20 protein-coding genes are annotated in these 19,312 nt (G+C 54.3%); 10 read left to right on the top strand and 10 right to left on the bottom strand.

Annotated elements, in window-relative coordinates; translation table 11 throughout:
• On the top strand, positions 1-192 hold a 192-nt coding region (locus tag ACJROR_RS13595), incomplete at its 5' end, for a hypothetical protein (RefSeq protein WP_406547571.1).
• A 44-nt stretch (positions 193-236) separates the two neighbouring features.
• Here the strand turns inward: ACJROR_RS13595 and ACJROR_RS13590 are convergent.
• Complete coding sequence (locus ACJROR_RS13590; RefSeq protein WP_406547570.1) at positions 237-938, bottom strand: HAD family hydrolase; 702 nt, start codon at positions 936-938, stop codon at positions 237-239.
• Positions 935-2,131, bottom strand: coding sequence for an AAA family ATPase (locus ACJROR_RS13585; RefSeq protein ID WP_406040924.1), 1,197 nt, complete (start codon positions 2,129-2,131; stop codon positions 935-937). The genes ACJROR_RS13590 and ACJROR_RS13585 overlap by 4 nt, the downstream gene beginning before the upstream one ends.
• A gap of 257 nt (positions 2,132-2,388) precedes the next feature.
• Between ACJROR_RS13585 and sctU the strand changes: the two genes are divergently transcribed.
• The 8 genes from sctU (at position 2,389) to lgt (ending at position 7,059) form a co-directional block, all read left to right on the top strand.
• Positions 2,389-3,438: a type III secretion system export apparatus subunit SctU gene (gene sctU / locus ACJROR_RS13580; protein ID WP_406040926.1), complete on the top strand. Its 1,050-nt coding sequence runs from the start codon at positions 2,389-2,391 to the stop codon at positions 3,436-3,438.
• The gene (gene sctO / locus ACJROR_RS13575) at positions 3,438-3,914 is read left to right on the top strand and encodes a type III secretion system stalk subunit SctO (RefSeq protein WP_406547569.1); all 477 of its coding nucleotides are present in this window, start codon (positions 3,438-3,440) and stop codon (positions 3,912-3,914) included. The genes sctU and sctO overlap by 1 nt, the downstream gene beginning before the upstream one ends.
• A 227-nt stretch (positions 3,915-4,141) precedes the next feature.
• Positions 4,142-4,369, top strand: coding sequence for a type II toxin-antitoxin system RelB family antitoxin (gene relB / locus ACJROR_RS13570; RefSeq protein WP_406547568.1), 228 nt, complete (start codon positions 4,142-4,144; stop codon positions 4,367-4,369).
• Positions 4,370-4,496: 127 nt separating this feature from the next.
• Positions 4,497-4,628: a type II toxin-antitoxin system RelE/ParE family toxin gene (locus ACJROR_RS13565; protein ID WP_406547573.1), complete on the top strand. Its 132-nt coding sequence runs from the start codon at positions 4,497-4,499 to the stop codon at positions 4,626-4,628.
• A 414-nt stretch (positions 4,629-5,042) separates the two neighbouring features.
• Positions 5,043-5,312, top strand: coding sequence for an EscU/YscU/HrcU family type III secretion system export apparatus switch protein (locus tag ACJROR_RS13560; RefSeq protein WP_406547567.1), 270 nt, complete (start codon positions 5,043-5,045; stop codon positions 5,310-5,312).
• A 276-nt stretch (positions 5,313-5,588) separates the two neighbouring features.
• A complete protein-coding gene (locus ACJROR_RS13555; protein ID WP_406040937.1) occupies positions 5,589-5,870 on the top strand; it encodes a hypothetical protein in 282 nt (93 codons plus the stop codon).
• Between the two features lie 192 nt (positions 5,871-6,062).
• Positions 6,063-6,239, top strand: a complete 177-nt coding sequence (locus ACJROR_RS13550) for a hypothetical protein (RefSeq protein ID WP_406040939.1) — start codon at positions 6,063-6,065, stop codon at positions 6,237-6,239.
• Between the two features lie 94 nt (positions 6,240-6,333).
• Complete coding sequence (gene lgt, locus ACJROR_RS13545; RefSeq protein ID WP_406547566.1) at positions 6,334-7,059, top strand: prolipoprotein diacylglyceryl transferase; 726 nt, start codon at positions 6,334-6,336, stop codon at positions 7,057-7,059.
• 159 nt (positions 7,060-7,218) lie between these two features.
• Here lgt and sctT read toward each other — a convergent pair whose 3' ends face one another.
• The 8 genes from sctT to ACJROR_RS13505 form a co-directional block, all read right to left on the bottom strand.
• Positions 7,219-8,037, bottom strand: coding sequence for a type III secretion system export apparatus subunit SctT (sctT, locus tag ACJROR_RS13540; RefSeq protein WP_406547565.1), 819 nt, complete (start codon positions 8,035-8,037; stop codon positions 7,219-7,221).
• Between the two features lie 3 nt (positions 8,038-8,040).
• Positions 8,041-8,301: a type III secretion system export apparatus subunit SctS gene (sctS, locus tag ACJROR_RS13535; protein ID WP_406040945.1), complete on the bottom strand. Its 261-nt coding sequence runs from the start codon at positions 8,299-8,301 to the stop codon at positions 8,041-8,043.
• Positions 8,298-10,268, bottom strand: a complete 1,971-nt coding sequence (locus ACJROR_RS13530; RefSeq protein ID WP_406547564.1) for a SpoIIE family protein phosphatase — start codon at positions 10,266-10,268, stop codon at positions 8,298-8,300. The genes sctS and ACJROR_RS13530 overlap by 4 nt, the downstream gene beginning before the upstream one ends.
• A gap of 24 nt (positions 10,269-10,292) precedes the next feature.
• Positions 10,293-10,706 carry an ATP-binding protein gene (locus ACJROR_RS13525; protein WP_406547563.1) on the bottom strand — a complete coding sequence of 138 codons (414 nt, stop codon included), beginning with the start codon at positions 10,704-10,706 and terminating at the stop codon, positions 10,293-10,295.
• 59 nt (positions 10,707-10,765) lie between these two features.
• The gene (locus ACJROR_RS13520) at positions 10,766-11,104 is read right to left on the bottom strand and encodes an STAS domain-containing protein (protein ID WP_406547562.1); all 339 of its coding nucleotides are present in this window, start codon (positions 11,102-11,104) and stop codon (positions 10,766-10,768) included.
• 55 nt (positions 11,105-11,159) lie between these two features.
• Positions 11,160-11,828: a type III secretion system export apparatus subunit SctR gene (gene sctR / locus ACJROR_RS13515; RefSeq protein ID WP_406547561.1), complete on the bottom strand. Its 669-nt coding sequence runs from the start codon at positions 11,826-11,828 to the stop codon at positions 11,160-11,162.
• Between the two features lie 75 nt (positions 11,829-11,903).
• Positions 11,904-12,902: a FliM/FliN family flagellar motor switch protein gene (locus ACJROR_RS13510; protein ID WP_406547572.1), complete on the bottom strand. Its 999-nt coding sequence runs from the start codon at positions 12,900-12,902 to the stop codon at positions 11,904-11,906.
• Positions 12,903-13,035: 133 nt separating this feature from the next.
• The gene (locus ACJROR_RS13505) at positions 13,036-14,583 is read right to left on the bottom strand and encodes a hypothetical protein (RefSeq protein ID WP_406547560.1); all 1,548 of its coding nucleotides are present in this window, start codon (positions 14,581-14,583) and stop codon (positions 13,036-13,038) included.
• Between the two features lie 627 nt (positions 14,584-15,210).
• On the opposite strand from ACJROR_RS13505, the gene ACJROR_RS13500 reads away from it, so the two are divergent.
• Positions 15,211-19,242 carry a hypothetical protein gene (locus ACJROR_RS13500; protein ID WP_406547559.1) on the top strand — a complete coding sequence of 1,344 codons (4,032 nt, stop codon included), beginning with the start codon at positions 15,211-15,213 and terminating at the stop codon, positions 19,240-19,242.
• The last annotated feature ends 70 nt before the right edge of the window (positions 19,243-19,312 follow it).

The following is a 19,312-nucleotide window of genomic DNA, read 5'->3' as shown; positions in this document are numbered from 1 at the left end:
TATGCGCAGAAATACGAGACTCCGGAAATCTGGCTTGTCTATCCCAGAAGCCGGGATCTGCCGGGAAGCGGTGCCATTACATTTGAGAGCGCCGGCGCGGCCGGAAATACCAGCTGCGCGGTTTCGGTGTTTCCGGTGGATCTGACCCGGATTGCAGCAAGTCTGGAGGAGCTTATTGCCAGGATCGGCTAACGGTCAGCCCGGAGAAGCTAATCCGCTCATCCCGATTATTCAGGTTAATTTGCTTCCGGACTTCCTTCCGTCCGGCTGAATTCCAGAAGCTTCCACCCCCGGGAGACGGCATAATCCCGGAATTTGCCCCGGGCGTTTACGGCATGAGCCTGTTCCACAGCGGTAAGCATTTCAATGTCGTTCACGGTATCGCCGAAGCCCATGCTGCCCCGGAGCGTCCAGCCGTTTTCCTGCAGCATTCTGTTAAGCAGAAGAGCCTTCCCGCTCTGATGGCTGTACGGCTCCAGGGGCTCCCCGGTGAACACGCCGTCCCGGAAGGCCGTTTTGGTGGCAATGATGTCCGTAACTGAGAAGAGCTCCCGGGCCACGGTCTCCACAATGAGGTCGAAGGTGGCGGAGACGATAATCACCCGAAAGCCCTCGTCCTTAAGCCTTTTCACCAGATCCCGGGCTTCCCGGTAAATCAGGGGGCGGATATCGGAGGCCGTCATGGCGCTCATAAAGTCCCGGAGGCGCTCCCGGGACCAGCCCCTGAGAGGGGAGAGCACATGGCGGTAGAAAAAGCCGATATCCAGGGTGCCGTTCATAAATTCCCGCCGGTGATAGTCGTCATCCTTCCGGAAATCCTCCGTGATGAGCCCGTTTCTGGCGAGACAGTTCAGATAAGCGGAAACGCTGTCCCCCTGAAGCAGGGTGCCGTCCATGTCGAAAACCGCCAGTCTCTCCTGAGATTCCTGTGATATCACTGATTGTCCTCCAGTCTTTCGGCTGCCAATTTGGCCTGCTTGTAAATATCCCGCATTTCCACATTGGTGATTTTGCTGAAATAGGTAAACTTGCGGCTGATGTCATCAAGGCTGATATTGATATGCGAAAAGCTGAAGATGCCCATCTGGGTGAGAATGGCAAAAACATTAACCTTGTCGATGAAGTTCCATTCGGCAAAGGTATAGCCGCAGCTGGCCGGGGACAGCAGCTTTTCATGATTGAGACCGTATTTCTTCAGGAGCCGGGGCAGAAAGTTTTCCACATGCTTGTAGGGATAGTATTCCCGGTAGACATTCTGATTGGAGAGGCTGAGAAAGCTTTTGATGCTGGAGGGGCGCATCATGCTGATTTTATGTCCCGTATAGCGGAAGCCCCCGTACCAGTCGCCCAGATTGGACAGAAACTGCTCCTCCGTGACTCCGGCGATTTCCGCTTCGTCCTGAATAAAGTCGTTATAGTATTTTTTCATATCCCCCGGAGTGAAGCCGCAGACCGCATTGGCCCTTTCGTTAAAGGTGAGGTCGGTGATGTAGGGCAGCCCCTCGTATTTGGGATGGTTAAGAAAAAACTTGATTTCCCCGGTAAGCACGCACCAGTCGATAAGATCCTGGGACATCCAGAGGGCCCGGTAGAAGTCCAGAAGCACCTTCCAGATGGCGGCGATTTTGTTTTTGCTGAAGAATTCTCTGATGATGGGGGAATCATAATTGTCAATAAGAAGCACAGCCTTGCCGGTGGGACTGCTTTTGGCCAGGATCTTTATGAAATTCATGGTCTGCCAGAAGGTGGTGTCCTCGCTGTTAATGTAGCCGTCCAGTCCGTATTCGAATACCGTCTGCCGGTAGTAGTTGAACAGAAAGTCTGCCAGATCCTCCGGCTTTTCGGTGCGGGCAACGGAAAAGTCCAGCTTCACCACGCTCTGCTTCGGAATGGTGATGTTCATGGAGCTCACGGCGAGGTTTTCAAAAAACTCCGGATGTCTTTTGGAAAACATGTAGTACAGGGTGTCCAAAAACACGGTCTTGCCGAAGCCGAAGGGTCGGGTCAGCATTTCAAATTTGGAACGGGCCTGATAAAGCTCGGCGATATTGGCGGTTTTGTCCACATAGGCGGCTGAGCTGGTTACCAGGTCTTTGAATATTTTGTTGCCGGCTAAATCTAGGTATTCCATGGTTTCTGAACTTAACGGGTTGTTCCGGGGCGTGATTGCCGTTTATGTCATTATAAGGTAAATTCCCGGAATCAGATATGCCATGTTATTTTGCGGGAATTTCGGAGTCCGGCTTCCCCCTGAAAATAGCGCCGGGGCCGCGGCGGAAACAGCAGAGTCCCGGGATCATGTTCCCGGGGCGAAACTGTTTCAATTTGGCGGAATGAGCTTTAAAATTAACAGAACCGGACAGCGCATCCGAAAGGACAAGGCGGATTATGAGCGGAGAGAAGACAGAACAGCCCACCGACAAACGGCTCAGGGAATCCCGGGAAAAGGGAGACGTGGCCAAAAGCACGGAAATTGTGTCGGCCGCCGGCATTATCGGGGCCCTGGTCTACTTTATTTCCTTCGGCTCGGATATCTATTCCCGCCTTTACATGGCCATGTCCTATATTTTTATCAATGCTCCCCTGATGGACTTCGAGGAGGCGCTGCCCCGGATGGGGGGACTCATCGTCAATGTCGGCGTCAGTCTGGTGATCCCCATGGTGGCCATTGTCATGTCCTGCACCATAATTTCCCTCATGGCTCAGATCGGTTTTCTGGTGGCTCCCAAGGCCGCCATGCCCAAGCTCTCCAACCTGAGCCCTTCCAAGTGGTTTAAAAAGGTCTTCAGCGTCAAGAATGTCTTCGAGTTTGTGAAGAACATCCTGAAGGTGGCCGTGCTTACCACCTCGGTGTATCTCGCGGTGACCAAGAACATCGAGAGCATTTTCAAGCTGCCCCGGGCGGATGAGGACATGGTTATCGTGGTGGCTGCCGAAATGCTGAAGGTGCTGCTTCTCTATACCATTCTGACGTTTTCCGCCATCGCCGCTCTGGACTTCCTGTACACCAAGTACAAATACACCAAGGATCACATGATGAGCAAGGACGAGGTGAAGCGGGAATACAAGGAAATGGACGGCGATCCCCTGATCAAGTCCAAGCGCAAGCAGCTCCACCGGGAGCTTCTTAATCAGAACACCGTTAACAAGACCCGCAAGGCCAAGGTGCTGGTGGTAAATCCCACTCACTATGCCGTGGCTCTGGATTTTGACCGGGAGACCCAGCCCCTGCCGGTGATCCTGGCCAAGGGCGAGGGGGAAGTGGCTCTCCGGATGATCGCCGTGGCCAAGGAGGAGCAGATCCCCATTATGAGAGAGCCGCCTCTGGCCCGGGCTCTTTATGCTCAGGGAGAGGAGGGGCAGTATATCCCGGATAACCTGCTGGTTCAGGTGGCCGAGGTGCTGCGCTTCGTCTCCACACTGGAGGAAAAGCGCTGATGGCTGTCTATCCGTTAAAGGGTCTCAAGGACATCCGGGAACGCCGTCTTAATGACAGCACCAACACCCGCATTCTGAAGGCCAAGCAGCTCGACCAGACCAAGCTGGAGCTTAAGAATAAGAAGCAGGCTCTGGAGGACTATATCGCCTGGCGCGTCGAAGAGGAAAAGCGCCGTTATGAAAAGCTGATGAAGGGCCGTTATCCGGTGAGCGAGATCCAGAAATTCAACGCCTCCATCATGCAGCTTTACACAGACGAACTCACATATCAGGAAGCGGTGCGCAAGGCGGAAAACGAAGTGGCAAAGGCCCAGAAGGAATTTGACGCGGCTCAGGAGTTTGAGCGGCAGAGCATGAAAAAGCTGAAGAAGCTGGAAAGCCATGAGGAGATCTGGGCTTACAACGAGAAGGTCTATGCCGAAAGAATGGCCGACCAGGAGCTGGAGGATTTCCGGGTGCCGAACAAGAGCATTTAGACAAAGAACGCCCCAGTCGTTATGACAGCGCCTGTCTGTTTGCAAAGGCGCTGAGGCTGATTTCGTTCGGTGTGTAATGCCGGGGGAGCCAGTTCATAAGCGGAAAAACCGGAACCATGTCTGAATTATTGCTGCCGAGCGCTCCGCATTTTATTGATAGATTCTGCTATTGACAAAATCACCTCTTTGTAGCGCAATGTACTATCTACTATGCGGAGGTGATTCAAATGGCATTTTCAATAAGACTGACGGATGATGAGCGTATGCTCGCCGAAAGCTACGCTAAAATTCACTCCTATTCTTTGTCAGAGGCTTTTAAGAGAGCATTATTTGAAAAAATAGAAGATGAATATGATATTTCGGTCGCAGAATCAGCTTATAAGGAATATGTTGACAGCGGGTACAAGTCCACTCCTGTGCAGGATTTTTGGAGAGAGTTAGATGAGGAGGTATGAAGTAGAACTATCTGATCGTTTTAAAAGAGAGTTTCGTAAATTGGATAGGTATACGCAAAAAATCCTCAGGGCGTGGATTGATAAAAATCTTGCAGACTGCGAAAATCCCTGAGCGCATGGAAAAGGACTGACTGTCAATCGCAGCGGCAGATGGAGATATCGCATAGGAGATTATCGCCTTATCTGTTCAATAGAAGATGATAAGCTGGTTATTCTTGCTTTGTCTGCTGGACACAGAAGCACAATATACAAGCAGTAACCTGAATCTTGCGCAATGATATGGCACTCACAATCAATGCGTACTCCCGGCAAATAAGTAACAGCCTGTCTCTTTCTGTTATTTCTGCGGATCGCCGCGCCGAACTAATCTCTGTTGATACTTCAGTGATTCTCAATCGCATCGCGCCAGGAGAAAAGTTCCCGGAGAGTTTCTCTGACTTCCCTTGTTTTTTGTCTAAACTTTCTTGTCCTTCCCTGCTTTTGTGCGCGATATGGCACGGATGAAGCCGCTCCCTTGTCATGTTTTCCCGATGTCTTAAAATGATGGTTAAAACCTGATACCAAAATTCATGCAGGACGATTCCGCAGCTGCTGTTTTTCCGAAAAAAACGGCAGCAGCGGCAATGCCTGTCCGGAATAAGGGCAAGAACCGGGGAAAGAGGGAGATATGGGGATGAAGAACAAGGAACCGATACGCTATGCGGTGGCATTGGATTATGATCCCGAAAAGGATCCCCTCCCGGTGATTCTGGCCAAGGGGGAGGGCGAGCTGGCCCGCCGGATGATTGAGGTGGCCAAGGAAGAAAAGATTCCCATCATGCGTGAGGCGCCGTTGGCCCGGGCTCTTTTTGAGGAAGGGCAGGAGGATCAGTACGTTCCGGATAACCTGATTCTGCAGATTGCGGAGGTGCTGCGTTTTGTGAAGAGTTTTGAGGATTCCTGATTTTAGAGAGCCTGCGTCTTCCGAATTTTCAGGATAAAGGCACGATGCGCAGACGCAGTGAGAAATCTGTTACCGGCCCCAAAATTGGCGGCGTCTTTTTGGGCCGAAACTGTTTTTTCTGATAAAATCAGAGCAGTTTTGCGCAGGTTCTGCAAAAAAAGCTGTAACCGGCGCCCTTTGCTAACGTGTTATTCAGCGCCGGCGTGATGTGTTTGTTTCCGGCAGCGCCCCCCAGGATTTCCGGCAGCGGATTTGAAAAATAAGGAGAAAGCCGTAATGGTAAGCGAAGATGAAGTAGATCGTTTTGTTGAAAAAGCCGAGCGCGAGCTTGAAGAGGCTGACAGAAAAATCGCCGCCGTTCAGGAGGCTATTGACAGATCAGGCTTTAAGCCCAGCGAGGAAGTTGAAGAAAAGGCCAGAGAGCGTCTCGATCAGTATGAGAAGGATCATGAGTACGAGAACAATCAGCGCATGGCTATCCTTCAGGACGAAATGTACAGCAATCAGCCTAAGTCCTCCGCGTCTTCCTTCAGAAGAAGAAGAGGCATGGCCATCTGATTTCAGGATCCGCCCTCCGGCAGGAGAGTTACCGAATCTCCGGGGGCTGGCTCCGGCGAGAGCTGCCTTTTTCAGGGCGGCTTTTTTATTTGTCCGAAAACGCCGGATCCTTGCTGACGCATAGCCTCGGACAAAACGCGCCGGAATGTCAGCGGGGATGAAGGCGGGTGCAGTTTTAAGAGGTATTTGACTATGACAGGTCTGGTTTACACAGTTCTTTCCGTTCTCTGGATTTATTTCTTCGGCTGGGTATTTCTCGGCGGGAAGGTTTTTTCAAAGTTTATCCCCAAGTCCGCTTTGGCCGCCAGATTGCTGGGAGCCTTCGTGGGTTTTCTTACCGCAGGTTCGGTAATTGCGTTTATTCTCTGATTTCGCATCATGCCGGCCTGAATGTTCCGGAACACGGGCCGGATCCTTTCCCCGGCAAATCTGAAGGCGCCCCTTTTAAGACAGGCTCTCTGACATGTACGGACTTGTTTATCTTCTGGGATTTCTTGCCGCGGCGTTTCTGGGGCGGAGGAGCTTTCCCTGTTTTGAAAACACGCCCCTTTACACCCTCTATATTGCTGTGCTGGCGGCTGTGGGGGCTATTATCGGGGGGCGCCTGGGCTATGCGCTTTTCTACGAGCCCGGCTATTATCTTGAGCACCCCGCCGAAATCCCGCTGCTCTACCTGGGGGGCATGTCCTTTCACGGCGGTCTCCTGGGCCTTCTCCTGGCGGTGCTTCTGGCCGATATCCGGGGCTTCTGGACGAACCTGGACAGGATGGCGTTTTTAGCCTGTCTCATCCTGCCACTGGGGCGGATTGCCAATTTTCTGAACGGCGAACTCTGGGGCACTCCCTGTGATTATCTCTGGTGCGTGATCTTCGAGGCGGCCGGGGACGGCCTTCCCCGGCATCCCGCGCAGCTTTACGAGGCAGCTTTGGAGGGGCCGGTTCTTTTGGTTCTGATCCTGGCTTTCCGGCATTTTCTGAAGGAACGGGGCCGGGCGCCGGGAGTTACGGCGGGGGTTTTCGGGATCGGGTACGCTCTTCTGAGGTTTCTGGCGGAATTTTTGCGGGAGCCGGATCCCGTTACCGGCTATCTGTGGCGCGGCTTTACCCGGGGGCAGGGCCTTTGCGCCGTTATGCTCCTGGCCGCAGCGACCATGCTGTTTCTGCGCCTGAGAGCGAGCCGGAATCCTTAACGGCAAGGTAACCTTTCTTCCGCTTTATTCGCTGTTGTTCTCCCTCTCCGCTGTGGTTCTCCCTTCCCCGCTGTTTTTCCTTTGCCCGTCATTTCTCCTTATGCCGTTCCCGCTCTTTGCCGGTTTTCCTTCTCTGTCCTTTATTTCTCAGCCTGCCGTTTATTTTCCGAACAGCCGGAAAAGGTACTGTATTGATTCCTGCATAATGCTGAAGGAGGCCCCGCCGTTTTCCAGAAACGAGGGATAGTAGAAGATAATGAGGAAGGAGCAGACTCCGCTTTTTATGGGCATGGAGAGCACATAAACGTTCAGCTGCTGGGCAAACCTGTTGATAAGTCCCAGGGAAACGTCGCAGGTCAGGGAGATCAGGAGAAAGGGCGCGGCCACCAGCACCGTCTGCTTCATCATCCAGTTCAGGCTGTCAATGGAGTACAGCGCCACTCTCCGATCCGAGAAGTCCGGAATGATGTCCCGCACCGGCCAGTACAGGTAGGAGCTGTAGAAGAGCTCCATGAAATGCGTAAAGCTGCCGGACACGAAGAACAGGGTAATCAGGGACATGAAGAGAATGGATCCCAGAGGGGAGGATTCCGCGCCGCTGAGCATATCCGCCGTCTGGGCCATGGAGGCGCCGCGCTGGTTATCCACAATGGTGCCGGCGGATACCGCCACGTAAAACACGAGACCGGTCAGCCACCCGATAAGGAGTCCGATAAACACCTCCTTCACCACGATGATCATCAGGGAGATGAAATCGCCTACCGTGGCCAGATGGATAGTGCCTGCCGTTTCCAGCATCAGGGGATGCAGGGGAATGTACAGGGCGAGGGCGATGGATCCCTTTACGGCCATGTTGATGGAGGGCCCGAAAATCGGACAGACCCCCATGAACGTCATAATGCGGATCATCCCCAGGATGACCGCCGAAACGTGCGTCCACCAGAAGTTCTCGTTCAGAAACGCCTGAATCTCTTCCATAGCCTAAAAGGTGTAAAAATAGCTGAAGATAACCTGTCCGTAGTGCATGATCTCGCCGCTGACCCATTCCGCGGTAAGAAACAGGGTTACGCCTACGGCAATCAGCTTAATGCCGAAGGTCAGGGTTTGCTCCTGCAGCTGAGTAATGGCCTGAAAAAGAGCCAGAGACACGCCCACCACCGAAGCTACCATAATGGGCGGGAGCGACAGCATCATGATAAGGTAAAAGCAGTGGGTGACGAGATCGACTATGGCCGGATTCATGCGGAAGCCTCCTCGGGGGACGGTTTTTTGGCAGCGGCAGCGGAATTGCGGCGGAAGCTCAGCACTGTCATGTCATCGGACTGCTCGGCGGCGCCGCGGAATTCGATAACCGCATCCAGAATGGAATATACCTGAGACTTGGCGCTGTTGTAATCGCGCTTTTCCAGGGCCTCGCGGATGCGGGCGTCTCCGTAGAACTGCTTTTCCGTGTTCTGGGCTTCGCTGATGCCATCGGTGTAGATAAAGATGTAATCGTCAGGATCCAGGTGATCCGCCCCGGAAACGTATTCGGCATTTCCCATTACTCCCAGCGCCGGGCCGGAGAGATGCGAAAGCTCGTAAAGCTCCGTCTTTCTGACAATCAGGGGCGGGCAGTGGCCGGCGTTGCAGAAGGAGAAGTCTCCGGTTTTGATGTTCACAATCATGGTGAACAGGGTTACGAACATCAGATTGGGATTTCTTTCGCTGAGACAGTTGTTCACATCCCGGAGCACCGCCTCGATATTGCTGCGGGTCTTGTAGATCTGCCGGAGCATGGTAACGCAGATGCTCATGAACATGGCAGCGGGCACGCCCTTGTCGGACACGTCGCCGATGGTGAGCACCAGATGATCCTCGTTCAGCTGGAAGACGTCATAGAAGTCGCCCCCCACCTCCTTGGCGGGATGAATGAAAGCGGAGATCTCGTAGTATTTGCTTCTGGGAATGCTTTCCTTGCCCGGCAGCATGCCCATCTGAATATCATAGGCTACCCCCAGCTCGCCCTTGATGCGGTTTTCCCGGGCGGTGCTGTCCAGAAGCGCGTTGATATTGGTTATCAGGGAGTTGGACATGTTGCTGATGGCCAGACTGAGGTTGCCCACCTCGTCATTGGAGTTGTATTTCACAATGTTGAGGCTTTTCAGGATGCCGGGATCCGAGAGATCCGCCCGGGCGATGGTGTGCGCGGTTTGCGCGATATTGTTCAGGGATTCCGTGACTCTTCTGATATAGCCCACCGACAGGATGATGATGATAAAAAGCACGCTCAGGGTGATGGCGGTCATGCCGTACATGATTTTATTGCCGGTGTTCAGAATCTCGAAGAGGGTCTGGCGGGACAGCACGTACATCTTCAGGGGCTTGATGTAGCCGAAGCAGAGATAATCCCCGCTGTCGGTTACGCACTGAATGTCCCGGTCGTAGTCGCCGGTGTCATGGCGGCTGACAATGTCCCCGATAAGGGGCGTGATGCGGGAGCCGGCTTCAGCGTTTTCGTCATTGGTTTCCAGGATTTCGGAGTTCTGGTTCAGGAGATAAAGCGGGGTCACGTCCTGCCGGTGCACGTGACTGAAAAGCTCCCGGGCGAACATGAGAATATCCGTTTCCACGTTGTCGTAGGAGGAAAACAGCCGGTCAACGTTTTTGATAAAGGCGAAGTTGAATTCCCGGTGGCGGGGCGGCGTAAAGATATAGGTCAGGTAGGTGCGGGAATCCTTTTTGGCAATGTCGTAGGTTCCCAGAGCCGGGATTTCCCCCACCAGAAGCTCCCGGATATTGTTCTTGTTAAAGGTGTTGGCATCCAGAAGACTCAAAGCCTTCTGAGATCCCCAGAACTGGCCGTTGTAGTAGGCGATAAGGTAGGTGCCTTCCGCTTCGTAGGCTTCCTGATTGGTCTTAAGGAAGCTGGCAAAGTGATCTCTGTTGGGATTATGGCCGATGAGCTTGCTGTGCAGATACGTAAAAGTGGCCGCAGATTCCCGGAGATTGTTTTTGATGTGGTAGACATCGATGATCTGCTGGGTGATGGCAATGTCATACTGCTCCATGATGGCATTGAAGGCAATGCTGCTGGTCACGCGGGTAAAGTTCTGCTCCCGGCTCAGAATGGTGGTCCGGGATATGTAAGCGACATATACCAGAAGTGACAGCCCTGTCAGCAGAGCAACCAGGATGGCAAGTATTATAAATTTGGTGCGCAGCTTCATACTTTGTGTTCTGCAAACTTCCGGCTACTCGGCATTCAGGAAGATCTGAATCTTGTTGCGGTTATCAATCCAGGAATATACGAAATGGGAGGCCATCTCCAGTACCAGGTGGAGCCCCACGCCGCCCACGGATCTTTCCTCCAGGGATCCTTCGATGCCGCTCTGTTTCAGATGGGTGAAGGGGTTGAATTCGTCGCCGGAGTTGGTGAGCTCGATAAGAAAGGCCGGATGACTGTCAATAAAGGACATGCCGCAGGCAAAGGAGATCTCCGTTTTGCCGTCGTTGCTGGCATATTTGCAGATATTGGTCAGAAGCTCTTCGGTGATAAGTTCGGCCTTGAATGAGAGCTCCTGATACTTTTCCGGAAGCGCGGCGCTGATATTCTGCTGCAGCACCAGAATCTGTTCCACGGACGCCGGGATATTTATGGTGATCATGAAATTCCCCTGTAACTGTTTTTTTCCTGTGTTAGGCAAACTGAGGCGATCCCTGAAGATCAGAGAGCGTCCAGAGCTTCCTGCCGGGTATTCTTGATGGTCAGCAGGCTGGTAAATCCGGAAATGCGGAATACCTCGTACACCGGCGGCTGGATGCCGCAGACCAGGAAGGCGACTTTCTGGCTGTTGCAGACCTTGGCCATTTTAAGCACGGATCTCAGCCCGGCGCTGGAAATGTATTCCGCCTGGGAAAGATCGATAATCACCGGCGCCTTTTCCTCCTTTGCCTGATCGTATTCGGCAAATCTGGTATCAAGAACCGGGGCGGTTATGGCGTCAATTCTGCCGGTAATAATAATCAGGGTGTGATCGGCATTTTCGGTTATGTTTATATCCATAAAAAGCTCCTGTATTTTTAAAGGTTACTCCCGTAGGCGAAAGGGATGCCGGGCGTCAGGTATAGACGTAGCTCAGCATCAGCCCCTGGCTCACCTTGAGCCAGCCGTCAAGCGCCACGAAGAGCATGAGCTTGAAGGGCAGGGATATGGTCATGGGCGACACCATCATCATGCCCATGGCCAGCAGAATATTCGAGATTATGAGGTCAATGGCAATAAAGGGGAGGTAGAGCAGAAATCCGATCTGGAAGGCCTTGGTAAGCTCCGAGATCACGAATGACGGCACTACGAACACAAAACTGTCCTGGGCCACGTTCTTTTTTACCTCATCCGGCCAGATGCGCACGGCCACGGACGTGAAGGAATTATAAATCCGGCGATCCGTGTTTTTTATCAGAAAATTTTTCAGGGGATCGGAACAGCTGGAGATCACCCGGGCAAACTCCGATGGCGTAAACTGAGAACTCACGTTCTGCTTTTCCAGAAGAGCGTAGGTCTGCTGTCCCACCGGAGCCATGATAAACACCGAGAGGATCATGGCCAGACCTGACAGCACCATGCCGGGAGGCACCTGCTGCACCCCCAGGGCGTTTCTGATGAGGTAGGTCACCACCACCACCTTGATATACGAGGTGGCCAGAGTCAGGAAAAACGGCAGAAGTCCCATGAGCATGGTGATCATGATAAGATTCACGGGACTGTTGATAAAACTGTTTTCGATCATGTGAGAGTATCCGTTAGAGCTTCCGTTGCGAGCGTGTTCCCCCGGGGACGCCGGAATCCCGGCGTATTCCGGTTATCAGGAGGAGCCGGGAATGCTGATGATGTCGGTGATCTGGACGCCGTAGTGATCGCCGGTCTGAATGAGCCGCCCCCGGGCCAGGGTCTGGCCGTTAATCCGGAGGGCAATGCTGTCCAGATCCTCCATGCCCAGATCAATGACGGAGCCGGCGCTTAGCTCCCGGATCTCCGCAATGCTCTTATCCAGGGTTTTCAGGGTGAAGTCAACCCTGAGCTTCAGATCGTCAATGCTGCCGTTTTCATTGTCAGCCATGGCATTATTCTCCTTTTGGCTCTCCCTGTTTGCCCAGATGATGCCGTCTTCGCATACGGTAACGGCGCTTTCGTCCTCGTTCAGTATAGCATAACAGCGCATGAGATCCGAAAGAAGGGTGACCCTCTTATCCTTAAGAAAGCAGGAGTCCAGAATAATCACATCTCCGGCTTCCAGCGAGCGGAGTTCTCCCAGGGTGAGAGTCTGAAACCCCGCGCAAACCTCCAGCTTAAGCAGCACGGAATCGGGATCCAGCGGGGCGATGACCGGAAGCTGGCGGATCTTGCCGATAAAGGAGCTCATGCCGGATTCGTTCTTAAAAAACAGTCTCAGGGGCAGATCCTGTTCTCCGGATTCCGGGGGAAACTTCAGGGTAAAGTCCAGATAATCCCGGAAGCGGGCGGCGTTTTCCGCCTTATCGTAGGCGGTAACGGAAATGCTGCTGTTCACCTGAGTTCCCAGGGCTGCAATCAGGTCGCTCAGCCGGCTTTCCAGCGCCGCGGCCAGAATTTCGGGAGGGAGATTGCCGATAACGCCGGGATCGCTGATTTCCGTTTTTATGTAGTCAAGGTTCAGGGGAGCCAGAGCGTATTCGGCCAGATCGGAGTTAAAAATAATGAGGGGCGTCCCGGCAGCGCGGATCTCAATGCTGTCCTCGCCGGTGTTCAGGTCTATCACGTCCCGGTTTATCCGGGGAACCAGAGCATTAATCAGAGCTGCCTTCTGTGTGCTGATATTGATCACTTTCAAGCCTTATCCGGGGAGCAGGAGTCCGGAGATCCGGTTTCCTGCAAAAAAATGAATAACTCCGGAAATTTTATCAGGAATCAGGTTTTGGTGCCCTGAGTTTTTTCCGGGTTTTCCGGCAGCGTCATAATCAGGCCGTTGTTCCTGATAATTCGGATGCCTCTTCCGCCGGCGGATTTACCGTAACGGTGAAGGAGCCCCGTTCCAGCTTTTTCAGGGAGGCCTCCAGCCGCTCCCGGGCTTCGTTCAGCTTCCGGTACTGATTGTCATTGGCGGAGTTGATCACCACGGCCAGAGTGCCGTCGTTGCTGCGGGTCAGCAGAATTTCCGTGCCGGAGAGCTGACTCTGGGCGCTCATCTTGATCATGACCTGATTGCCGGCGGTGCTCTGCGGATCGGAAACCAGAATTTTTTCCACCAGGGTATCCGCGAGCTTCATGATCTCCTCCCGGGCGGCGGCGTCCGAAGGCGGGGCCGCCGGGGCGGGTGCCTCCATGGCCGGACTTCCCTGAGAAGAAACAGGAGCGTCGGTACGTCCCGCAAAGGCGGCCGAGAAGATGTCGGAAAGCTCCGAAACCTGTCTCCGGGGCGGTTCTCCCCGGGAATAGTCCGGAAATGATCCCGCGAAGGAACGGAAGCTCTGGGTTTCCCGGAACATTTCCCCGCGGCCTTCGGCTCTGGCGGCGCCGTCCGGAGCCCGGGCTCCTTCTGCCTGGTTCCCGGCAAAACCGTAACGGGACTCTCTTCCGGCGCTGTCGGAAATCTTGCTGGTCATATCCGCCTGTCCTCCGTTTTCTCCCGGGGGAGCAAAAGATCCCGCACCGGGGTTAATAAGGGGATCCCGGGGGGCTGCTGCGGCATTGCCGGAAATCCCGCCCGGTATTTCCTGACCGGCGGGCGATTCGTTTTCTCCCGCCGGAGCAAAGGAGCCCGCGCCGGGGTTCATGAAGAGATCCCGGAGGCCTGCTGCGTCATTGCCGGAAAAACCTCCGGGCATTCCCTGACCATCAGGTTCCCTGATTTCCCCCGCCGGAGCAAAGGAGCCCGCGCCGGGGTTCATGAAGGGATCCCGGGGGGCTGCTGCGGCATTGCCGGAAATCCCGCCCGGTATTTCCTGACCGGCGGGAGCTTCGTTTTCTCCCGCCGGAGCAAAGGAGCCCGCGCCGGGGTTCATAAAGGGATCCCGGGGGCTCGTTTCAGCGCTGCCATAAAGACGCCCGGTCAGATCCTGCCCGGTCGGTTCTCTGATTTCTCCCGCCGGAGCAAAGGAGTCAGCGCCGGGGTTGAAAGAGGAATCCTGCCGGCCTGCTTCAGCGCCGCCGGCAAAGGGATACGGGCTTTCATTGCCGCGGCCCGGGGCGCTGTTATTCAGGGGGGCGGCGTCCTGGTAACCGCCGCGGTTTTGCCCATAGTCATAGCGGCTTTCTCCGGAGTAACCGGGGCGCTCCCGGAAATTCTGCCGTCCGGCAGCGCTGTCGCCATCCGCGGGATCGGCGCCGTCATCTGCCAGGCTGCCGCTGCCTCCCGGGCTTTGGTCATCTTTTCGGGAAAGAGCCTCCCTGAAGCGGGCAATGCTTTCGGGAGAAGCGTTTTTCAGCTTTTCGGGGAGATCGCCTCTCGCGGCGAATTCCATGGTGTCCGCTGCCGGAACGAATTCCGAGGAGGGATTCTGAATCATGAGCCGTTCTCCTTGCTTATAGTAAATATTTCTGCGTCTCTCTGCCTGCAAGGGCTAAAGATGCTTTCCGGATCCTGCGCTGATGTCTTTTCAGATCCGGCAGGAAGGGCTCCGGCGAGAACGTCCGGAGGGAACGGCTTTTAAAAAGCCGTTCCCTCAATTCTACCATTGATGACGCTCCTCATTCTGTATACGTTTTCACGCATTTAAGGTTACGCCGGATTTTTTGCAGCGGTTCACATCTGAAAAATGCTGTTAATCCTTATCGGAAAGCTTTGGGAGGTTTTCTGAAACGGTATGAAACTTTTCCGGATTTTCTGAAAACGTCCCTGTCCTTAAATACCCGTCATCCTGAAGCGGGGGATTATCGCAGGACGGCTTCCTGCGAGACGGCTCCGTGTAATTCGCCGGGGTTTCCCGAATCACGAAGGGGGCGCTTCCGGCAGAATTTTGGGATCTGTGTAATATTTCTGCAACTTTTTCCCGGTTTTCTGAAACCAATCTCCGCATCATGCGTTTTTAATTCGCATGACGATCATTTGCCGCTGCAGGCGGCTTTATCTCAGGCCGCCCCGAGAGCGGCAGGAAGACCGTTTAAACAGATTTATAAAGCCCCGGAGGCGCCTCATGACCGCAAACATCCATAACAGCATAAATAACAATATAAACAGCAGCATAGCAGCCGTCAGCGGCAGCGGCCCGGCAAATCCCGCCGCAAACCGGCAGGCTGCTATCGGGAGCGGCAGCGCTTCCGGAAGCATTGCCGGAAGCCGGATTAATGCCGGGGGAGCCCCGAACCCGGTGCTTTCTCCCAGAATGTCCCTGAAATTCTCCGAAATCAAAAGCTTTTTCGCCCAGAACAAAAACGAACTGGATATGAACGGTCTGGTTAAGGAGTTTCTCAGCCATACCGAAAACACCGAAGAAGGCGACAAAAAATGCCTGTTCCGCAAAACCGAGGATCTCAGACATTCCGAAACTCTCCTTAAAAATCTCACGGTAAGGATGGCGGTTCTGCAGGTGTTCGGGAAGGAGCCCCGGAATCTCGCCGGAGGCCAGAAGGCTCTCGCCGAAGATCTTAACCGGACGCTTACGGCCGTTATCAGGGGAGAATACGCCAAAAATCCCGCCGCCGGCCGGGCGGAGCTGGATCGGGTCTTTGCCGATCTGGCCCGGAAGGCCCCCGGGGGAGCGCTGTCAGAGAAGCAGGAGTCTCTCCTGAACGGGATAAAGAGCTTTTATGCCGGCATGGCGGACACCCAGTCCCGGGTGGCTGCCCTGATGCAGTACCGCAATAGCGGCAGCCCGAAGATCACTCTGGAAAACCCGGGGAATATTTTCGGGCTGGGACACGTTCTCCCCTCTCAGGAGGAGGATATCGGCAAGCTGATTAACGGCTCCCCGGTATCTCCGGAGGATCTGGCCCGCAAAATTGATTCCGGCGAAGCCTCTGTCAGGGACATGACGGAGGACAGCCCGGAATACCGGGCTCTCCTCCGGGAATACTCGGAAACCGCCCGGATCTCCCTGAATGCCTCCCTGGATCTTGCGGAAAACCGTCTTCAGGAGCTTAACAGCAGCATCAGGAATGCGGGGATCACCGCTACCCCGGAGCAGGAAAAAACCTTTCTGGCCGAGGCTGCGGATATCCTGAAGGAGTTCCGGAGCATCAGGGCGGAGTCCGATGCTAAGCTCACCCCCGAGGATCAGAAGCTGCTGTTTTCCGGCGCCAGAAAATACGAAACCCTGATCGGAAACGTTCTGGACGGTCTCCGGGATCTTTATGCTCCGGGATCCCGGGAACGGGGGAGCATCGATCTTATGAAGCAGCATCCCCAGGAGACCCTGAAGCTTCTGGATTCCCTGGGCTTTTCGGCGGATCTCTTCGGGGAGTTTATCGGAGACAGGGACGCTCTTAAGCTGTACTTTAAAATTTCCGACGCGAAGTCGGGCAGCATTTCCGACCAGGATTTCAGATCCGCCATTAACAGCTTTGCCGCCAAGGTGTTCGATCCCCATCTCAACGATGACAGCTCTCTTCTCCTGTCCCTTATCAAGGGCATCAGCCCTGAGCGCATGTCAGATTCCCAGAAAATCATTCTGGAGCATCTCCCCCAGAAGCTGGAGCTCACTCAGGATGTGTTCGAGTGTCTGTCCTCGGTGCTTTCCGGCCTTGATATCGCAAACGGCCCCCTTACTCCGGGCTCCATCAGCCTGGATAATCTGAAAAAGGCCTACCAGGCGGTCTGCAATCCCGGGGACGAGCTTAAGAGAATCATGAGCGAGCATGGCGGAAAGATGACCTTCCGGAATATGGAAAGCTTTATCCTGAGAGCCGCCTATCACCAGTTCCGGGCCGAGCACGCCGCGGACTCCCAGGAGACCTTCGGGGGCGGCTTCCGGGATAATGCCGAATTCCGCAGGGCCATGGGCATTGCCGACAGAGGCGAAACCTCTCCGGAAAAGCCGGTGGACATTTCCCGCTACGAGGGCTTTGATCCCCTGAACGTGAGAATGGATGACATGTCCGCGGGCGGCTTTATCACCAGCTTCAACATTCTCTGCGCCAACAGCGATTTTCTGGAGGCCGCCAGGAAGCTTCCGGCGGTGCATCTGGCAGACCGGGTGGCCCAGGCTCTTAACATCGATCTTAAAAGAGCCTTCGAGAGCGATCCCGCCCTGAGTCAGAGCTATGAGGCCCAGGAAACCCCGGCTGACCGTCTGGAATGGTTCCGCAGCAATCTCCCCCGGCTCACGGAGCTTTATCTCGCCGGCGAAGGCGCTTTGGTAAAGCAGATCGAAAATGAAAACCGCGCCGAAATCGAAAACCGCAGAAACGACATCAACGCCCTTAATTTGCAGGATCTTGCCGATCTTAACAATATAAACGCCGGCAAGAACGGCCTCCGTCCGGTGTCCAGCGTGGAGGAGCTCCTGGTGAACACGGACGGCATCAGAGGAGGCAAGGAAATCGGCTATCTGGTGTCCTTCCTGAATCAGATCAGAGCAGCCTCGGTCACCGACTTCATTCCCGAGGGCAAAACCTTCCTGGGACTCAGGGGATCCGATTTCCTGAACCCCGCCAGTACCGACAAGATCCGCCGGGCTCTTTCAGAGGCTCCGGAATCAGTGATGACCTCTCCGGACTACAAGGACGCCTTTCGGTTTTTTGCCAAAATGCAGAAGGCCATCGCCCGGGCCGCTGACAAGACCGCCATGCTGACCGCCGCTGATATAGGCAGGGTCGCTCTTAAGAAGAAGGACATCACTGCCGCCCTGAATATGATTACCGGCGCCAAAACCGTCTATAAGGCGCAGTACCAGCACCGGGACGAATTTGAGGTGCTGGACCGGAAGGATTACCTCCTTTCCGATCTCCGGGATTACTGTCTCGGAAAGGAAAGCATCGGCAGAACTCAAAGGATGGAGATGCTCGGAAATCTCAATATCACCGAGAAGATGTTCGATCCGGAGAACAATATCTTTGTGAAGGACAAGGAAGCCGGCAAGGCCAAGTGCCAGGCCATCAAGGCCGCCGTGGCCGAAGCGGTCAGGGAATTCAAAACCACCGCCAGAACCTCCCGGGACATCATGAGCGATCTTATCCGCAAGGTGAATGCGGAGCTGGCCGGGGACAAGACCCTGAATATCGCCCGGGCGGTGACCATGCTTGTTCCCCACAATGAGCATGAGGTGCTTCTGGATCCCCGCCACAGCATTACGGAAACCGTGGCAAAGGATATCCGGGGACTTTTCAAAAAATCTCTGGCCAAATCCAATAACCCGGTGTTCCGGGATGTGGTTGACAATGTCAGCATCTACAGCCGGGACAACATTTTCTTCGTGAACAGCATGATGGAGAGCCTCAAGGAGTTCAGCCTGACCAAATGCGCTTCCCTGGATCAGGCGGTGAAGCAGAATCGCTTTGCCTCTCTCATGGTGGATCGGGCTCTCCGGAAGACCGCTTACGAGAACGGCTTTAAAACCATTGCCGACATGAAGAAGGCCTTTCTCAGCGACGAGGGCAAGGGCAAGCTGACCAAGAATCAGCTTATTGACCAAGCGGTTAACGAGCTTAAGAAGGATTTTGCGGCTCTGGACGAGAACACCCTTCGCAATATCGTCCTGGGAGCCGTGGAGTCTGACATCTACGGCCGGGATACCGGAAAATCATCCCGGATCTGGGCCGGCATCAAGAAAATCGGCCGCGCCATGAAGAACATGAAGCTTCTGAACATGTTCAAGGGGCTTTCCAAGACCACGGCGGTTAAATCCGCCGCCCGGGCTCTTTCCCGGAAGACCGCCGGGGAAACCCGCCATCTGGCCAAATCCATGCTGGAATCCCTGGACAGCGGCTCCGCCATTGTTCATAACATCAAGGGAGAGTTTTCCATCGGGGTGGGACTGGCTCCCAGGATTCCCGGAACAGACGACGATACCTTGAAGCTTAAGGCGGGCATCGCTCTTACCGACGGCCTGGATCTTCAGGTGGAAATCGACGGAGACGGCAAATACCACTTTGTCATGGGAGCGTCCCTGGGGGGCAAGTTATTTGCCGAGGGCGGTTTCAAGGCGGGAGATGCCGATATTGCCGAAGTCAAGGCCGAAGCCAAAGCCGGCTACCAGAGAACCTACGAGGTCATGTACTTTGTTAAATAAAACTGTTGTTATAAATTAATCTAAACTGTTGCTTTTGTTAATTTAAACTGTTATTTCGGTACATCCTCTA

This window comes from Succinimonas sp. (assembly GCF_045225735.1).
Lineage (GTDB): Bacteria > Pseudomonadota > Gammaproteobacteria > Enterobacterales > Succinivibrionaceae > Succinimonas.
This window is presented reverse-complemented; position numbering and strand designations above follow the sequence as displayed.

Excerpts from the sequence above, each read along its gene's own strand:
- sctO (WP_406547569.1), top strand. The coding sequence starts at position 3,438 with ATGGCTGTCTATCCGTTAAAGGGTCTCAAGGACATCCGGGAACGCCGT.
- lgt (WP_406547566.1), top strand. The coding sequence starts at position 6,334 with ATGTACGGACTTGTTTATCTTCTGGGATTTCTTGCCGCGGCGTTTCTG.
- ACJROR_RS13520 (WP_406547562.1), bottom strand. The coding sequence starts at position 11,104 with ATGGATATAAACATAACCGAAAATGCCGATCACACCCTGATTATTATT.
- sctU (WP_406040926.1), top strand. The coding sequence starts at position 2,389 with ATGAGCGGAGAGAAGACAGAACAGCCCACCGACAAACGGCTCAGGGAA.
- relB (WP_406547568.1), top strand. The coding sequence starts at position 4,142 with ATGGCATTTTCAATAAGACTGACGGATGATGAGCGTATGCTCGCCGAA.
- ACJROR_RS13525 (WP_406547563.1), bottom strand. The coding sequence starts at position 10,706 with ATGATCACCATAAATATCCCGGCGTCCGTGGAACAGATTCTGGTGCTG.
- ACJROR_RS13585 (WP_406040924.1), bottom strand. The coding sequence starts at position 2,131 with ATGGAATACCTAGATTTAGCCGGCAACAAAATATTCAAAGACCTGGTA.
- ACJROR_RS13550 (WP_406040939.1), top strand. The coding sequence starts at position 6,063 with ATGACAGGTCTGGTTTACACAGTTCTTTCCGTTCTCTGGATTTATTTC.
- ACJROR_RS13500 (WP_406547559.1), top strand. The coding sequence starts at position 15,211 with ATGACCGCAAACATCCATAACAGCATAAATAACAATATAAACAGCAGC.
- ACJROR_RS13560 (WP_406547567.1), top strand. The coding sequence starts at position 5,043 with ATGAAGAACAAGGAACCGATACGCTATGCGGTGGCATTGGATTATGAT.
- sctT (WP_406547565.1), bottom strand. The coding sequence starts at position 8,037 with ATGGAAGAGATTCAGGCGTTTCTGAACGAGAACTTCTGGTGGACGCAC.
- ACJROR_RS13555 (WP_406040937.1), top strand. The coding sequence starts at position 5,589 with ATGGTAAGCGAAGATGAAGTAGATCGTTTTGTTGAAAAAGCCGAGCGC.
- ACJROR_RS13530 (WP_406547564.1), bottom strand. The coding sequence starts at position 10,268 with ATGAAGCTGCGCACCAAATTTATAATACTTGCCATCCTGGTTGCTCTG.
- ACJROR_RS13505 (WP_406547560.1), bottom strand. The coding sequence starts at position 14,583 with ATGATTCAGAATCCCTCCTCGGAATTCGTTCCGGCAGCGGACACCATG.
- sctR (WP_406547561.1), bottom strand. The coding sequence starts at position 11,828 with ATGATCGAAAACAGTTTTATCAACAGTCCCGTGAATCTTATCATGATC.
- sctS (WP_406040945.1), bottom strand. The coding sequence starts at position 8,301 with ATGAATCCGGCCATAGTCGATCTCGTCACCCACTGCTTTTACCTTATC.